Consider the following 15,065-nt stretch of genomic DNA (forward strand, 5'->3'; position numbering starts at 1 on the left):
TTGTCAATTCCTGCGCGTGACGACAAAACGCGCGGCGTCGCGCAGCGTTTCGCCGTCCTTGCCATATATGTCCAGCGCATCACAGGCCGATTGCACCAATTCTTCGGCGCGATGTCTGGCTTCATCAAGGCCCAGCAGGGACACGAATGTGGCCTTGCCTGCCTTGGCATCCTTGCCCGTGGCCTTGCCGACGGTGGCCGCATCGCCTTCGACGTCCAGAATGTCATCTGCGATCTGAAACGCAAGGCCAAGCGCGCCGGAATAGGTCGCTAGCGGTGCGGCATCCGCGCCCGCCATGCGGGGCCCGGCCATGGCGGACCAGGCGAACAGCGCCCCGGTCTTGCCCTGTTGCAATGTGGTGATCTGCTCAAGTGTCAGCGGAGACCCGGCCGTTTCGGCGGCGATATCCAGCGCCTGGCCCAGCACCATGCCCCGCGCGCCAGCGGCCTGTGCCAGGCTGCGCGCCAGTGCCGCACGGGTGATGTCGCTGCCTGCATCGGGATGGGTGACCAGTTCAAAGGCCAGCGATTGCAGCGCATCGCCCGCCAGAACGGCTGTCGCCTCGTCCCATGTCACATGCACTGTCGGTTCGCCGCGCCGCAGGTCGTCGTCATCCATGCAGGGCAGATCGTCATGCACCAGGCTGTAGGCATGCAGCGCCTCGATCGCGGTGGCAGGCCAGATCGCCTGAGTGGCGGGGATGCCGTGCAATCTGGCCGATTCCAGCACCAGGAAACCGCGCAAACACTTACCGCCACGGGTGGCATGGGCCATCGCGCGGACAAAGGGCAGATCGTCAAATTCCCCCAATGCCCGGTCAAAGTGCCGCGCCACGGCATCCGCCGTCTTGGAGAGCCTGCGTTGGAACACTGCTGCTACAGGCCTTCGACCGCCTTGACGCCGGTGGGGTTGCCATCGCCATCCAGCGTGATCGCGGCAACCTTTTCCTCGGCCTCTTTCAGCTTGGCTTCGCAGCGGGCCTTCAGGGCGGCACCGCGCTCATAAAGCGCGATGCTCTCGTCCAGCGCGACGTCGCCGCGTTCCAGCTGGCCCAGCACCTTCTCCAACTCCGCCATGGCGGTTTCAAAGTTCATTTCTTCAACTGGTGTATCGGACATCGGTGCCTCACTGATCATAGGTTGCGGCACAATAGCGATGATCGCCCAAGGCTGCCAGCCATGCCCCTGCTTCTTTTTGCCAAAAATATTCTCGGGGGTCCGGGGGCCGACAGCGCCCGGCTGCTGCAACACCCGCCTTAGTCAGGGGCCAGCATGTAGCCTGCACCGCGCACCGTCTGCAGGTATTGCGGCTGTTTGGGGTTCACCTCGATCTTGCGCCGCAGGCGGGTGATCTGCACATCCACTGCGCGTTCCTGTGCCTGGCCCCGATCCCGGCCCAATTCCTCCACCAGGCGTGCGCGGCTCATCGGTTCTCCGGGCTGGGCGGCAAAAATCCGCATCAGCAGGACCTCCGTCGCCGTCAGCCGAACCAGCTCGTCGCCCTGCCACAGTTCGCCACGTTCCATGTCATAGCGGTTGTGGCCCAGCGACAATACCTTGGGCGCGGTGTCCTCGGGCTTGGCCTCGGGCATCCGGCGCAGGATTGCGTTGATCCGCAGCAGCAGCTCCTTTGGCTCGAACGGCTTGGCAAGGTAATCGTCCGCCCCGGCCTCCAGCCCTTCGATCCGGTTGCCGGTCTCGCCCTTGGCTGTCAGCAGCAGGATCGGGGTCTGCCGGGTTTCGCGCAAGGAGGCCGTCAGGGTCAGGCCGTCCTCGCCGGGCATCATCACGTCCAGCACGATCAGGTCGAAATCCAGCCCCGACAGGATGCGCCGGGCATGGGCCGCGTCCCGTGCAGCGGTCACCAGGAACCCGTGCCGCATAAGGAATTTCTTCAGCAACGAGCGGATGCGTTCATCGTCGTCGACGATCAGCAGATGGGCGTCCATGGTGGTCACCCCCCGGTCTCGCGCAGCCGCGCATAGCTTGCGCGCATTTCCGGGTCCATCATCGCCTCCAACACCTTTCGGAATCCCGCAACCGCTTCCGGCCCTGCCTCCCTGTAGGCGGCCCGCAGGCGGGCGCGTTGTGCATCGGACAACTGTCGTTCCAGGGCCTTGCCCGCATCTGTCAGGTGCAGATGGCGTTCGCGTTTGTCGTTCCGTCCTACCTTGCTTTCTACCAGACCATCCGCGATCAGGGTCCGCAACACACGGTTCAGTGACTGTTTCGTAACGCCAAGGATGTTCAGCAGGTTGTTCACCGTGGTGCCCGGTGCCCGGTTGATAAAGTGGATCGCGCGATGGTGCGCCCGGCCATATGCCAGGTCCATCAGAATTCGGTCAGGATCGGCGGTAAAGCCGCGATAGGCAAAAAACATCGCCTCGCTGCCCTGGCGCAGTTGTTCGTCCGTCAGAAACAGCAGGTTTTCGCCACCGATCCCCGTTGGGGCGCGTCCGTCCGCCATGTTGTACCTCTTTGCCTTTGAGGGAGCATATTACGTCAGCCTTGTTGACACTCCAAGAGCGAAACGATAGTGATTTGCAACTTTCGCGACATAAAGTGTCCTGTGACGGCTTGGTTGCGCAACATTATTCAATCATGAGGTGAAAATATGGTAGGTGCCTATGATGACCGGGATGGTCACATCTGGATGGACGGCAAAATGGTCGATTGGCGCGATGCGAATGTCCATATCCTGACCCATGCGATGCACTATGCCTCTTCTGTTTTCGAGGGGGAGCGGGCCTATGGCGGCAGGATTTTCAAGAGCCGCGAACATTCGGAGCGTTTGAAACGCTCTGCCCAGATGATTGATTTCGAGATTCCCTATTCCGTGGACGAGATCGAGGCCGCCAAGGCCGAGGTCCTGAGGTCATCCGGTCTGACGGATGCCTATGTCCGTGCCGTGGCCTGGCGCGGGGCGGGTGAAGACATGGGCGTCGCCTCGGCCCGCAATCCTGTCCGGTTGGCGATTGCCGCATGGGAATGGGGCGCCTATTACGGCGATGCCAAGATGAAAGGCGCAAAGCTGGACATCTCCAAGTGGAAACGTCCCAGCCCGGAGACCATCCCTGTCCATGCCAAGGCGGCAGGCCTTTACATGATCTGCACCATGTCGAAACACGCGGCAGAGGCCAAGGGCTGCTCTGATGCATTGTTCATGGACTATCGCGGCTATGTGGCAGAGGCGACCGGCGCGAACATCTTTTTCGTCAAGGACGGCGAGGTGCATACGCCCGATGCCGATTGCTTCCTCAACGGGATCACGCGCCAGACGGTGATCGAGATGCTGAAGGGCAAGGGCATTGCGGTACATGAGCGCCATATCATGCCGGAAGAGATGGAAGGGTTCGAACAATGCTGGCTGACCGGGACGGCAGCCGAGGTGACCCCGGTGGGGCAGATCGGCGATTATACGTTTGAGGTTGGCGCAATGACCCGCGACATCGCTGAAAGCTACGAAAAGCTTGTACGGGCCTGACAGGCACAAGGCACTTCAGGGGCGGCTACAGCCGCCCCGCGCGCCTCGGACTGCCTGCAACATGGCAAAAGTTTTCTTGCGTTATTGACCGATAATGACGACCCTTGCTTAGCGTGAATGCGGCCTCTTTCTTGACAAGATCGTATTCCAAGTCACAGCTTTCAAAGATGCTCTGCGTCCGATTTCCTTCGGCAGACCGGCGCGGGTTGGAGAGGCCGCATGGACCGTATCGGACAGTTCTTTCTATCGCGCCCTTACTGGCTGATCGTGATGGTGGTTGCGGCGCTGCTGGGGCTGGCAGGGGCGGTCTGGCTGGACCTGAAAAACCTGTCGGATGAAAACCTGCGGCGGCAGGCGACCAGCCTCAATGGCGTCATCAGCAATGTGCGGTCCTATTATGCCACAAATGTGGTGGGCCGTGTTGTCAGCACCGATGCGCGGACGCAGGCGCTGCACAATTACCTCGACGTGCCGGGCGCGATCCCCATTCCCGCAACCCTGTCGCTTGAACTGGGCGCGGCCATCGGCGCGTCCGAGGGGGATGTTGTCTACAGGTTCGTATCGGATTACCCCTTCAGGAACCGCCCCCCGCATAACCTGAGCGCATTCGAGCAGATGGCGCTGTCCCGGTTCCGCGAGGGCGGCACGCTGCCCGAAGCGCTGATCGATTCAACCGGCAACGTATGGGACAGGCAAATGACGCTGGCGACGCCCGTGATCATGTCCGGTGCCTGCGTGGACTGCCATAATTCGCACCCGGAAAGCCCCAAGACGGATTGGAAGGTCGGCGACGTGCGCGCGATCCAGTCGGTGAAGGTGCGCCAGCCCCTGACGCTGAACATCCTGTCATTCAAGTGGCTGTTGATCTACTTCTTCGTGGCAGGCGGCGTGGGAATGCTCTTTGCCGCGGTGCAATATCGGTTGGCGGGCGGGTTCAGCCGGATGAACGCTGAACTGGCCGCGAACAACGAATTTCTGGCCGGTATTTCCATGAAGATTTCCAAATACCTGTCGCCACAGGTCTATAAATCCATCTTCTCCGGCGAGCGGGACAGTACCATCTCGACCGAGCGAAAGAAGCTGACCGTGTTCTTTTCCGACATCAAGGATTTCACCGCCACCACGGAACGGATGCAGCCCGAGGAACTGACGGAGCTGCTGAACGAATATTTCACCGAGATGAGCAAGATCGCAGAGGCCCACGGCGCGACCATTGACAAGTTTATCGGCGATGCGATCGTGGCCTTCTTTGGCGACCCGGAGACAAAGGGCAGCGCAGAGGATGCCCGCGCCTGTGTCCGCATGGCGCTGGACATGCAGCAGCGGTTGTCAGACCTGGGCGAACGCTGGCGGCGCGAAGGAATCGAACATCCGTTCAAGGCGCGGATGGGCATCAACACCGGCTTTTGCAACGTGGGCAACTTCGGCTCTGACGCGCGGATGGACTACACCATCATCGGCGCCGAGGCGAATCTGGCCGCGCGGTTGGAGAGTATCGCGGAGCCGGGAGGTATCGTGCTGAGCTACGAGACCTATGCCCATGTGCGCGACATCGTGGATGCGACGGCGATGGAGCCGGTCTATTTCAAGGGGATCGCGCGCGAGGTTGTGCCCTACAGCATCAGCAGTCTGAAACCTGAGCCGGATCAGGTTGTGACAGGCACCGATGCCGCCGGTCGGCTGACACTGGACCTGACCACGCTGAGCGATGAGGCGCGCATCCGGGTCGAAAACGCCGTGCGTGAGGCATTGAAGGCGGCGCAGTCGTAATCCTGATCGGAAAAACCGCGCCCCAACCGGCAGGGCGCGGCGGGTCTTGCATTCAGTACAGAGCGACCGGGTTGACCATTGCCTGCACCGTTCCCTTGATCCTGGGTTGACCCAATACGAACATGAACTCGTTCACCCCATCGCGCAGCAGGGGGCCGACGTTCATTGTCTCAAGAATGTAGATGCCATTGTCCTTGAGCAGTGTGACATGGCCATAGAACACCTTGTCCCCTTCAGCGGGCGGGATCGCGTCCAACCCCCAGGTGTCCGCGCCCACTGCCATCGGGTTCAGCGAAGCGAGATAGACCGCGCCTTCGTTGGTCAGGCCGGGTTCGGCGCTGCCCCAGGCCATCGGGTCGCTTTCCAGCATCCCTTCGGTCCAGCCGGTGTGGAACAGGATGATGTCCCCCTCACCCATGGTGACGCCCTGTGCCTCGGCTGCGGCCTTGATCTCTTCCGAACCGAAGTGTTCACCGGCTGCCATGACGTCCTTGCCGGCATGTTTCGCCATATCGAGAATAACCGCGCGCCCGACCAGTGGCGGCACGTCATGGGTGCCCAGCTTTGTCAGGCCGGTGATGACCGAGATTTCTTTTTCGTCCAGGCAGTTGTAGTAATGACCGCCTTCGCCCAGATGCCCCAGCCCGTCGAGTTGCGAGCCGATGCCGATCCAGGTTTGCAGGATATCGTCGTTGTAATTGCCCTCGTAGCCGAAGCTGGACAGCTTCTGCCCACCCTGCTGGTTGGGTTGCACCACCTGCAGGTTCAGCGACCGGGGCGGAAAGGCCGGTGTGTCCGGGCCAATAGTAATGCCCAGGGGCATGGATTTGCCCTGTTTGATCAGTTTTGCGGCCTCCAGCGTGCGTTCCGGCGTAACGAGGTTGGCAGAACCGATTGTGTCATCCGCCCCCCATTTCGACGGCGCGCAGTCTTGTGCAAAAGCAGCGGTGGCACCCAGTGCCAGCGCGGCAACAGTTCCGGTCATCAGTTTTCTCATGATTTTCCTCCCTTGATTTAGGGGCCACACCTCAGATTCGGTGCAGCCCAAGGTAAAGGTAACACGAAAATTCACGGATAGCGGGAAGGTTGTCGGGAGCCCATGGGTAACCTCGGTCTGCTGAAAGCTGTCATGAAACCTTGAGCAACTTGTCACGAAACTGTCGGCAGACCGTTACGCAACTGCGGTTTGAGTGGCGCACCGTTCATCCAGACAGGGAAACCCATCCATGACCAGAATTCTGCGCCCGACCCGCCGCTCCGTGCTGGCGGGGTCCGCCGCCTTTGCCGCAACGCTTGCGATGCCCGCGATCAGCCGCGCGGCCTCCCGGCCCATTTTTACCCATGGTGTTCAGTCGGGGGACGTGGACACAAGCTCAGGCATGATCTGGACCCGCACGGATCGCCCCGCACGGGTCATGGTCGAGGTGTCGACCACCGAGAGCTTTGCCAATGCGCGTCAACTGCCCAGCATGGATGCCGTGCCGGGGCATGACATGGCGGTCAAGCGGCTGTTGCAGGACTTGCCCAGCGATCAGGACATCTTTTACCGGTTCACCGCCGCCGATCTGACCGACCTCAACGTGACCTCCGAACCCTTGGTTGGCCGGTTCCGCACCGCACCCACGGCGCGCCGCGATGTGCGCTTTGCCTGGTCCGGCGACACGGCCGGTCAGGGCTGGGGCATCGACGAAGATGGCATGCGGACCTATGCCACGATGGTCCGCCATACGCCCGACTTTTTCCTGCATTCCGGCGACACGATCTATGCCGATGGCCCGATGCAGGACGAGGTCGACCTGCCCGATGGCGGTCTGTGGAAGAACGTGGTTCTGCCCGATGAAAAGCGCAAGGTTGCCGAAACGCTGGACGAATATCGCGGTCAGTGGAAATACAACATGCTGGACGAACATGTGCGCGCGTTGAATGCGCAGGTGCCTACGTTCATGCAGTGGGACGACCACGAGGTTGTCAACAACTGGTCGGCGTCCAAGGATCTGACCGGCGATGACCGCTATTCCGAGAAATCCGTGCATGTCCTCGCGGCCCGTGCCGCCCAGGCGTTCCACGAGATGACACCGCTGCGGATCACCCCGGCAGAGCCGAACCGCGTCTATCGCAAGATCAACTATGGTCCGATGCTGGACGTGTTCTTTCTGGACCTGCGCAGCTACCGTGGCCCGAACGGTGCCTCACAGGAAAGCGAGATCAACGCGGACAGCACGATCCTGGGGTCCGAACAGATGGCATGGCTCAAGCGGGAGCTGACCAATTCTACCGCGACCTGGAAGGTGATTGCCTGCGACATGCCGATTGGTCTGGTGGTGCCGGATGGCGAAAAGATCGAAGGCGTGGCCAACAAGAACGACGGCGCACCGGGCGGTCGTGAGCTGGAAATCGCGGAACTGCTGCGGTTCATCAAGAACGCGCGGGTGCAGAACACCGTCTGGTTCACCGCCGATGTGCATTACACGGCGGCGCATTACTACAACCCGGACAAAGCGCAGTTTCAGGACTTTGAACCGTTCTGGGAGTTCGTCTCGGGCCCGCTGCACGCCGGGACATTCGGCCCGAATGCGCTGGACGCGACATTTGGCCCGGAGCTGAAGTTTGTGAAGGCCCCGGCAGAGGGTCAGGTGAACCTGCCGCCCAGTGCCGGATTGCAGTTCTTTGGTCTGGTGGACATTGACGCGCAGACCCAGCAGATGACCGTGCGCTTGATGGACCGGGCAGATACAGAGCTTTATTCCGTCACGCTCGACGCCAAGGGCGCGTCGATCTGAATTATTCCATCTGAAACAACAGGTGGGGCGGGCCGGGTTGGTCCGCCCTAGCTGCGCAGTGCGGGCAGGCCGACGCCTGTGCTTTCGAACCCGCCGTCCGAGGCAATGACCTGCCCGGTGACAAAGCTGGCCCTCTCCGAGCAGAGGAACACAATAACCTCGGCGATCTCGCGTTCCGTGCCATAACGATTGAGCGGGATTGCGTCGTGGTAGGCGTCGATGATGTCCTGGGTATGCACTGCCATCGCCAGTTTGGTGCGCACCGGGCCGGGGCAGACGCAATTGGCACGGATGCCATATTCACCCAATTCCGCCGCCTGTTGCTTGGTCAGGTGAATGACCGCAGCCTTCGAGGTGCCATAGGCGACCCGAAGGGTAGAGGCGCGCAGCCCCGAGATCGACGCGATGTTGACCAGGGCGCCACGGGTCTCCTTCAGCGCGGGTATGACCGCCTGCGACATCAGGAATACGCCGTCGAGGTTGGTTTCCATCACCTGCCGCCACCGGGCGAAATCGGTCTGTTCGATCGGGCCGAAATCGGCCACGCCCGCGTTGTTCACCAGCGCGTCGATCCGGCCAAAGCGCGACAGCACATCCGCGATGATCCGGTCCACGGCAGCCGGGTCCGATACGTCGCAGACAAAGGGGCTGACCGCCTGTCCGAGGTCGGCGGCAGCCTTTTGCAATTCATCCGCATCGCGGTCCAGTACTGCGACCAGCCAGCCCTCTTCGATGAAGAGCCTTGCGGTGGCCAGCCCGATTCCCCGCGCAGCGCCTGTGACCAACGCAACTTTCTGGATCTTGCTTTCCTGTGCGGTCATTAGAAATCAATGCCCTTCTGCGCCTTGATCCCGGCCTTGAAGGGGTGCTTTACCTCGGTCATTTCAGTGACCAGATCGGCATATGCGCAGAGCTCCGGTTTCGCGTCGCGCCCGGTCAGGATCACGCCGGTCTGCTTGTCACGGGCCTCCAGCCCTTCGATTACCTGCTCGACCGACAGGTATTCATACCGCATCGCGATGTTGATCTCGTCCAGCACGACCAGATCGTAGGCACCGCTTTCCATCATCTCGCGCGCCTTGGCAAAGGCGGCCTGTGCGGCAGCGATGTCGCGTTCCTTGTCCTGCGTGTCCCAGGTGAAACCCTCGCCCATGGTGTGCCAGTCCACGCCGCCCAGGCGGTCAAAGAACAGCCGCTCGCCGGTCTTCCACTTGCCCTTGATGAACTGGACGACACCAACCCGCTGTTTCCAACCCAGCGCCCGCACGACCACGCCGATGGCGGACGATGATTTTCCTTTGCCCGCGCCGGTATGGACCAGCACCAGACCCATTTCAGGGTCCTGCAGTTCGGCCACCTTCTTGCGCTGCTCGGTCTGACGCTCCTGCATCTTTTCCTTGTGGGACTGGTCGGTCATGGCACTCTCCTCTTACGGGGTCAGGACTTGGGGTCGGACACGGCGCGCACCTTGCTGCGATCCATGCCCAGTTGATGTTCGCGCCAGATGACAAAGACGCCGGCGCAGATTACCAGCGCGGCACCCATCAGCATCATGATCGTGGGCAATTCGCCAAAGATAACATAGCCCAGGATGATTGCGAACAGCATCGAGGTGTAATCGTAAGGGGCCAGCATCGACACCGACCCGAAGCGATAGGACGACGTCACGAGGATCTGTGCAACACCGCCGACCAGCCCGGCGGATACCAGCAGGAATGCCGTCTGGCCCGTGGGCACCACCCAGCCGAAAGGCAGCGTCAGCAATGACAACACGGTCGCGGTGGCGGAAAAGTAGAACACGATGGCAGCGGTATGTTCGTTCTGCACCAGTTGGCGCAGGTGAACCTGCACAAGGCTGCGCATCATTGTGGCCCCCAGGATCAGCATCGCGCCGATGGTCGCCATGTGGTCCAGCTGGGTGCTGCCAAAACGGGGCCACAGGATGATCAAAACACCGATCAATCCCACCGCCACGGCGCTGATGCGCAGCAGGCGGATGCGCTCGCCCAGCATCACGGCGGCCAGCAACACGGTGAAGATCGGCGTGGCGAAACCGATGGCAGTGACTTCGGGCAGGGGCAACAGGCCCAGCCCGGCAAAGGTCAGGCCCATCGCGGTGGTCCCGAAAAGCCCGCGCCAGACGTGGCCCATGGGGTTCTTGGCCTTGAGCCCGATCTTCAACTGCCCGCGCCGGGCCAGCCAGATCAGGATGATCGGAATCGCAAAGAGAGAGCGGAAAAACACCTGTTCGCCCGGCGGAATTTCGCCAGACGTCGACTTGATGATGGCGGACATGCAGGTGAACAGAAAGATCGCGGCGATCTTGAGAGCGACGCCGAGCGCGGGCCTTTCGGAAAAATCCTCTACTTTCATGAATCGCTCATGCGTCCGGCCCGATCAGCCCCTGGTTCTCACCGATCTGACCACGGTGCAGCAGCATGTGGTCAAGGATCACGCAGGCCATCATCGCTTCGCCCACCGGCACGGCGCGGATGCCGACGCAGGGGTCGTGGCGACCCTTGGTGATGATCTCGGTTTCCTCGCCGGTTTTGGTGATCGTCTTGCGGGTGGTCAGGATGCTGGAGGTCGGCTTGACCGCAAAGCGCACCACGATGTCCTGGCCGGTGCTGATCCCGCCCAGGATGCCGCCCGCGTGGTTGGAGGAATACGCGGGCTTGCCATCGTTGCCCATGAAAATCTCGTCTGCGTTCAATTCACCGGTCAGCATCGCGGCGGACATGCCTTCGCCGATCTCTACGCCTTTGACGGCATTTATGCTCATCATCGCGGCAGCCAGATCGGTGTCCAGCTTGCCATAGACCGGCGCGCCGAGGCCCGCAGGCACGCCGCGCGCGACCACCTCGATCACCGCGCCGACGCTGCTGCCGGATTTGCGCAACCCGTCGAGGTAATAGGCCCAGTCGCTCGCGGCCCTTGCGTCCGGCACCCAGAAGGGGTTCTCGTTGATCTGGTCCCAGTCGAAGGTATCGCGGTCGATCTTGTGCGGGCCCATCTGCACCATGTAGCCGGTGATCTGCACCTCGGGCGCTAACGCCCTGATCGCCTCGCGGGCGAGACCGCCTGCCGCCACGCGGCTCGCGGTTTCACGGGCGCTGGACCTGCCGCCGCCGCGATAGTCGCGCACGCCGTATTTCTGGAAATAGGTAATGTCGGCGTGACCGGGGCGGAACTTGTCCTTGATGTCGCCGTAGTCTTTTGAGCGCTGATCGGTGTTCTCGATCATCAGCTGCACGGGGGTGCCGGTGGTGACCCCTTCGAACACGCCCGACAGGATTCGCACCTCGTCTGCTTCGCGGCGCTGGGTGGTGTATTTGTTCTGGCCCGGTTTGCGTTTGTCCAGCCAATGCTGGATCATCGCCGCATCCACCGGCACGCCGGGGGGGCAGCCGTCAACCGTGGCACCGAGGGCGGGGCCGTGGCTTTCGCCCCATGTGGTGACACGGAAAAGATGGCCAAAGCTGTTTATCGACATCGAAGCGCTCCTTTGAAGGGATCACTACGGTCTGTGCGGCGGATGCGCAAGAAAGGGAAGAGGGGGCAGGCAGGGGCTCGGCACGCCGGTGCCGTTTTCTTCGAAGAAAACGGACCGGACTTTTTGAAAAGTCCGCGGCTCCCGGACTGCCCTTGGCAAGGTCCGGTGCTTGTTGTAGGCAATCCCTACCTCGGGGGGCCCAATAGGGCTGAGATTGTGCAAGCTGACCCGTTGAACCTGAACCGGTTAACACCGGCGGAGGGAAGGTCTGGACATCCATCCAACGCTTTCTGACGCCGCATGATGGAGGATGCCATGAGACATCTAACTTTTGCTGCTGCAATGACACTCGCCGCCACCGCCGCGCAGGCCGAAACGCCTGTGCTGACGGTCTATGCGGGCGACTATTTTACATCCGAATGGGGCCCCGGCCCGGTGATCGAGACGGAATTCGAAAAGGTCTGCGATTGCGATCTGCAATTCTCGACCGGCGATCTGCTGCCGCGCCTGCTGCTGGAGGGCAAGCGGACCAAGGCGGATGTGGTCATCGGGCTGACCTCCGATGTGACGGCCAAGGCGCGTGCGACCGATCTGTTCGCGCCACACGGGCAGGACAACAGCGCGTTGACGCTGCCGATCAAATGGACGGACGATGTGTTCCTGCCCTTCAACTATGGGCATACCGCCTTTGTCTTTGACGACACGCGGATGGAAAACCCGCCCGCGACTTTCGACGATCTGCTGAACATGCCTGATGACGTCAAGATCGTGATCCAGGACCCGCGCACATCCATTTCCGGCCTCGCGCTGGTGCTGTGGGTCGAGGCGGTCTATGGCGACAAGGCGCAGGAGGCCTGGGGCAAGCTCGCCCCGAAAATCCTGACCGTGACCAAGGATTGGTCGACCTCCTATGGCATGTTCACCGACGGTGAGGCCGACATGGTGCTGAGCTATACCACCTCGCCCGCCTATCACATGTTTGCCGAGGAAGATTTCACCAAACACGCGGCGCTGTTCCCCGAGGGGCATTATTTCATGGTCGAAACCGTGGCCAAGGTGGCGGACACGGATGTGCCGGAACTGGCGGATCAGTTCTTGTCTTTCGTGATGTCCGAAACCTTCCAGAAACAGATCCCGGCCGCCAACTGGTCGCTGCCGTCGGCGTTGCCGCAGGACCAGTGGCCTGAGGGCTGGGCCAAGCTGGATCTGCCCGAAAAAGTGCTGTTTTACGATGAGGCCGAAGCTGCCGCCGTACAGGAGAAAGCGATCGAGGCATGGCGCAGCGCGCTGACCCAGTAACGCGCATTGCGGGCATTGCCGCCGCCGGGTTGACGGTGGCGGTGGTGCTGGCGGCCTGTGTCGGGATTGTCTCGCGTGCCGAACCGGGGGGATTTGGCCCCGGCGACGGCGCCGCGATCCGGTTCACGGCCATGCAGGCGCTGCTGTCGGCTGGGTTTTCCGTTGTGCTGGCGGTGCCGCTTGCGCGGGCACTGGCGCGGCGGCAGTTCTTTGGGCATGGTCTGTTGGTGATGCTGCTGGGGGTGCCCTTTATCCTCCCAGTGATTGTCGCCGTGATCGGACTGCTGGCCGTGTTTGGCCGGAATGGATTGCTGAATTCCGTTCTTGGTGCCATCGGCCTGCCGGAATTGTCGATCTATGGCTTGCACGGTGTTGTGCTGGCGCATGTTTTTTTCAATCTGCCCCTTGCCACGCGGCTGTTGCTGCAAGGGTGGCAAACCATCCCGGCAGAGCGATTCCGGCTGGTGGCGCAGCTTGATCTCAGCCCGCGCGCCGTGGCGCGAACGCTGGAATGGCCGCTGCTGCGCCAGATCGTGCCAGGGGCCTTTGCGCTGATCTTTGTGATCTGCCTGACCAGTTTTGCCGTGGCGCTGACACTGGGGGGCGGGCCAAGGGCGACGACCATCGAGCTCGCCATCTATCAGACCTTTCGATACGATTTCGACCTGACGCGCGCGGCATTGCTGTCGCTGGTGCAATTGGTTGTGGCGGGCAGCGCCGCATTGGTGGCGCTGTGGTTCATCCCTTCGGTCGGCATCGGCGGTGGGCTGGACCGGGTGCCGCAGCGCTGGGACACGCGCGGCGGGGTCCAACGCTGGTGTGACGTGGTGCTGATCCTGCTGGGCGCGGCCTTTCTGCTGGTGCCGCTGGGGGCGGTTGTGCTGAGGGGCGTTGCCGGGCTGCCGTTGATGCCGGTATCGGTCTGGCAGGCGGCAGGTGCGTCGCTGGGGGTGGCCGTGCTCAGCATCGTTGTACTGTTGCTGCTGGCGCTACCCATGGCGGGATGGATCGCCGGGCGGGCGTCCGGGGGGGTGGAGGCGATTGGTCTGTTTGGTCTGTCCGCGTCCCCGCTGATGATCGGGACCGGGTGGTTCATCCTGCTCAATCCGGTTGTGGACCCGGTGGCATTGGCGCTGCCGGTGACCGCACTGGTGAATGCGCTGATGGCCTTGCCCTTTGCGCTGCGGATCCTGGTGCCACGTTTGCGCGATACCCTGTGCGAATACGGCAGGCTGAGCGCGGCGCTGCAGATACGCGGCTGGTCGCTGTGGCGCTGGGTCATCCTGCCGCGCCTGCGGCCCCAGGTCGGGTTCGCGGCGGGGCTGACAGGGGCGCTGTCGATCGGGGATCTGGGCGTGATCGCGCTTTTTGCCGATCCGGACCGCGCCACGTTGCCGCTGCAGATGTATCGCCTGATGGGGTCCTACCAGATGCAGGCTGCGGCAGGCGCGGCCGTTTTGCTGCTGATGATGGCGCTGGGTGTGTTCTGGATTTGCGACAGGGGAGGGCGCTGGCATGCTGCGGATTGAAAAGGTGGAAATCACGCTGGGCCGTTTTCGGCTGGCCGCTGACATGACGCTTGAGCAGGGTCGGAAGTACGCGGTGATCGGCCCCTCGGGCGCAGGCAAGTCGACGCTGCTGGGGGCGCTGGGCGGGTTTGTACCCCGCACTGCGGGTCGGCTGACCTGGCAGGGGCAGGACATCACGCGCGCGGCCCCCGGCGCACGGCCCATGACGATGCTGTTTCAGGACAACAACCTGTTTCCGCACCTGAGCGTGACGCAGAATGTCGGGCTGGGGATCAACCCTGACATGCGGTTGAGTACGGCTGATCGCAGCCGTGTGGCGCAGGCACTGGAGCGGGTGGGGCTGAGCGCCCATGCGGACAAACGGCCCGGCGCGCTGTCCGGGGGGCAGCAAAGCCGTGCGGCCCTGGCGCGCGTGCTGGTGCAGGCGCGGCCGCTTGTGTTGCTGGACGAACCCTTTGCCGCACTGGGACCGGCCCTGCGCAACGAGATGCTGGACCTGGTGCAGGACCTGGTGGCCGAAACAGGTGCGGCATTGATCATGGTGACCCATGCGCCGGACGATGTGCGCCGGATCGCGGATGAGGTGATCTTTGTCGCGGGCGGCGTGGCGGCGGCACCACAACCGGCGGCGGCCCTGATGGACAGCCCGCCACCGGAACTGAGGGACTACTTGGGCTGAAGGTGCCGGAATTTTCGAAAATTCCGGACCGA

15 protein-coding genes and 1 riboswitch are annotated in these 15,065 nt (G+C 62.3%); of the genes, 6 read left to right on the forward strand and 9 right to left on the reverse strand.

From position 1 onward, the window contains the following. Window positions 1-3: 3 nt before the first annotated feature. The 4 genes from A8B82_RS23015 to A8B82_RS23030 form a co-directional block, all read right to left on the reverse strand. On the reverse strand, window positions 4-870 hold the full coding sequence (locus A8B82_RS23015; RefSeq protein WP_067297962.1) for a polyprenyl synthetase family protein: 867 nt from the start codon (window positions 868-870) through the stop codon (window positions 4-6). 5 nt (window positions 871-875) lie between these two features. After that, window positions 876-1,118 (reverse strand): exodeoxyribonuclease VII small subunit, encoded by a 243-nt coding sequence (locus A8B82_RS23020; RefSeq protein WP_067298433.1) that lies wholly within the window; start codon window positions 1,116-1,118, stop codon window positions 876-878. 137 nt (window positions 1,119-1,255) lie between these two features. Further along, on the reverse strand, window positions 1,256-1,957 hold the full coding sequence (locus A8B82_RS23025) for a response regulator (RefSeq protein WP_138069856.1): 702 nt from the start codon (window positions 1,955-1,957) through the stop codon (window positions 1,256-1,258). Further along, window positions 1,954-2,466, reverse strand: a complete 513-nt coding sequence (locus tag A8B82_RS23030; RefSeq protein ID WP_067297966.1) for a MarR family winged helix-turn-helix transcriptional regulator — start codon at window positions 2,464-2,466, stop codon at window positions 1,954-1,956. The genes A8B82_RS23025 and A8B82_RS23030 overlap by 4 nt, the downstream gene beginning before the upstream one ends. 147 nt (window positions 2,467-2,613) lie before the next feature. Here A8B82_RS23030 and A8B82_RS23035 point away from each other — a divergent pair, with 147 nt between their 5' ends. Together A8B82_RS23035 and A8B82_RS23040 are read left to right on the forward strand one after the other, a co-directional pair. After that, window positions 2,614-3,483, forward strand: coding sequence for a branched-chain amino acid aminotransferase (locus A8B82_RS23035; RefSeq protein WP_067297968.1), 870 nt, complete (start codon window positions 2,614-2,616; stop codon window positions 3,481-3,483). A 219-nt stretch (window positions 3,484-3,702) separates the two neighbouring features. Further along, entirely contained in the window at window positions 3,703-5,253 is a 1,551-nt protein-coding gene (locus A8B82_RS23040) for an adenylate/guanylate cyclase domain-containing protein (protein WP_067297970.1), read from the forward strand. Between the two features lie 52 nt (window positions 5,254-5,305). Here the strand turns inward: A8B82_RS23040 and A8B82_RS23045 are convergent, their stop codons facing one another. Then, window positions 5,306-6,250, reverse strand: coding sequence for a cyclase family protein (locus A8B82_RS23045; protein WP_082899443.1), 945 nt, complete (start codon window positions 6,248-6,250; stop codon window positions 5,306-5,308). A 229-nt stretch (window positions 6,251-6,479) separates the two neighbouring features. Here A8B82_RS23045 and A8B82_RS23050 point away from each other — a divergent pair, with 229 nt between their 5' ends. Next, window positions 6,480-8,033 carry an alkaline phosphatase D family protein gene (locus tag A8B82_RS23050; RefSeq protein WP_067297973.1) on the forward strand — a complete coding sequence of 518 codons (1,554 nt, stop codon included), beginning with the start codon at window positions 6,480-6,482 and terminating at the stop codon, window positions 8,031-8,033. Window positions 8,034-8,080: 47 nt separating this feature from the next. Here A8B82_RS23050 and A8B82_RS23055 read toward each other — a convergent pair whose 3' ends face one another. Genes A8B82_RS23055 through aroC form a run of 4 tightly spaced genes read right to left on the reverse strand, consistent with a single transcriptional unit; the run spans window position 8,081 to window position 11,526 of the window. After that, window positions 8,081-8,854, reverse strand: coding sequence for an SDR family NAD(P)-dependent oxidoreductase (locus A8B82_RS23055; protein ID WP_067297975.1), 774 nt, complete (start codon window positions 8,852-8,854; stop codon window positions 8,081-8,083). Continuing rightward, a complete protein-coding gene (gene cobO, locus A8B82_RS23060) occupies window positions 8,854-9,450 on the reverse strand; it encodes a cob(I)yrinic acid a,c-diamide adenosyltransferase (protein ID WP_067297978.1) in 597 nt (198 codons plus the stop codon). The genes A8B82_RS23055 and cobO overlap by 1 nt, the downstream gene beginning before the upstream one ends. Window positions 9,451-9,470: 20 nt before the next feature. Next, the gene (locus A8B82_RS23065; RefSeq protein WP_067297981.1) at window positions 9,471-10,406 is read right to left on the reverse strand and encodes a DMT family transporter; all 936 of its coding nucleotides are present in this window, start codon (window positions 10,404-10,406) and stop codon (window positions 9,471-9,473) included. 7 nt (window positions 10,407-10,413) lie between these two features. Beyond that, window positions 10,414-11,526: a chorismate synthase gene (gene aroC / locus A8B82_RS23070; RefSeq protein ID WP_067297982.1), complete on the reverse strand. Its 1,113-nt coding sequence runs from the start codon at window positions 11,524-11,526 to the stop codon at window positions 10,414-10,416. Between the two features lie 181 nt (window positions 11,527-11,707). After that, window positions 11,708-11,807, forward strand: a riboswitch (TPP riboswitch). A 34-nt stretch (window positions 11,808-11,841) separates the two neighbouring features. Here aroC and A8B82_RS23075 point away from each other — a divergent pair. Genes A8B82_RS23075 through A8B82_RS23085 form a run of 3 tightly spaced genes read left to right on the forward strand, consistent with a single transcriptional unit; the run spans window position 11,842 to window position 15,033 of the window. After that, window positions 11,842-12,825, forward strand: a complete 984-nt coding sequence (locus tag A8B82_RS23075) for a thiamine ABC transporter substrate-binding protein (RefSeq protein ID WP_067297985.1) — start codon at window positions 11,842-11,844, stop codon at window positions 12,823-12,825. Further along, a complete protein-coding gene (locus tag A8B82_RS23080) occupies window positions 12,801-14,354 on the forward strand; it encodes a thiamine/thiamine pyrophosphate ABC transporter permease ThiP (RefSeq protein ID WP_067297986.1) in 1,554 nt (517 codons plus the stop codon). The genes A8B82_RS23075 and A8B82_RS23080 overlap by 25 nt, the downstream gene beginning before the upstream one ends. Next, window positions 14,341-15,033 (forward strand): thiamine ABC transporter ATP-binding protein, encoded by a 693-nt coding sequence (locus A8B82_RS23085; RefSeq protein WP_067297989.1) that lies wholly within the window; start codon window positions 14,341-14,343, stop codon window positions 15,031-15,033. Before A8B82_RS23080 ends, A8B82_RS23085 begins: the two co-directional genes overlap by 14 nt. The last annotated feature ends 32 nt before the right edge of the window (window positions 15,034-15,065 follow it).

This window comes from Sulfitobacter sp. EhC04, from assembly GCF_001650875.1.
Classification (GTDB): Bacteria; Pseudomonadota; Alphaproteobacteria; order Rhodobacterales; family Rhodobacteraceae; genus Sulfitobacter.

What these genes read in the sequence shown, in the direction of transcription:
- A8B82_RS23020 (WP_067298433.1), bottom strand. Translation starts at nt 1,118, where the DNA reads ATGTCCGATACACCAGTTGAAGAAATGAACTTTGAAACCGCCATGGCG.
- A8B82_RS23030 (WP_067297966.1), bottom strand. Translation starts at nt 2,466, where the DNA reads ATGGCGGACGGACGCGCCCCAACGGGGATCGGTGGCGAAAACCTGCTG.
- A8B82_RS23035 (WP_067297968.1), top strand. Translation starts at nt 2,614, where the DNA reads ATGGTAGGTGCCTATGATGACCGGGATGGTCACATCTGGATGGACGGC.
- A8B82_RS23040 (WP_067297970.1), top strand. Translation starts at nt 3,703, where the DNA reads ATGGACCGTATCGGACAGTTCTTTCTATCGCGCCCTTACTGGCTGATC.
- A8B82_RS23045 (WP_082899443.1), bottom strand. Translation starts at nt 6,250, where the DNA reads ATGAGAAAACTGATGACCGGAACTGTTGCCGCGCTGGCACTGGGTGCC.
- A8B82_RS23050 (WP_067297973.1), top strand. Translation starts at nt 6,480, where the DNA reads ATGACCAGAATTCTGCGCCCGACCCGCCGCTCCGTGCTGGCGGGGTCC.
- A8B82_RS23055 (WP_067297975.1), bottom strand. Translation starts at nt 8,854, where the DNA reads ATGACCGCACAGGAAAGCAAGATCCAGAAAGTTGCGTTGGTCACAGGC.
- cobO (WP_067297978.1), bottom strand. Translation starts at nt 9,450, where the DNA reads ATGACCGACCAGTCCCACAAGGAAAAGATGCAGGAGCGTCAGACCGAG.
- A8B82_RS23065 (WP_067297981.1), bottom strand. Translation starts at nt 10,406, where the DNA reads ATGAAAGTAGAGGATTTTTCCGAAAGGCCCGCGCTCGGCGTCGCTCTC.
- aroC (WP_067297982.1), bottom strand. Translation starts at nt 11,526, where the DNA reads ATGTCGATAAACAGCTTTGGCCATCTTTTCCGTGTCACCACATGGGGC.
- A8B82_RS23075 (WP_067297985.1), top strand. Translation starts at nt 11,842, where the DNA reads ATGAGACATCTAACTTTTGCTGCTGCAATGACACTCGCCGCCACCGCC.
- A8B82_RS23080 (WP_067297986.1), top strand. Translation starts at nt 12,801, where the DNA reads ATGGCGCAGCGCGCTGACCCAGTAACGCGCATTGCGGGCATTGCCGCC.
- A8B82_RS23085 (WP_067297989.1), top strand. Translation starts at nt 14,341, where the DNA reads ATGCTGCGGATTGAAAAGGTGGAAATCACGCTGGGCCGTTTTCGGCTG.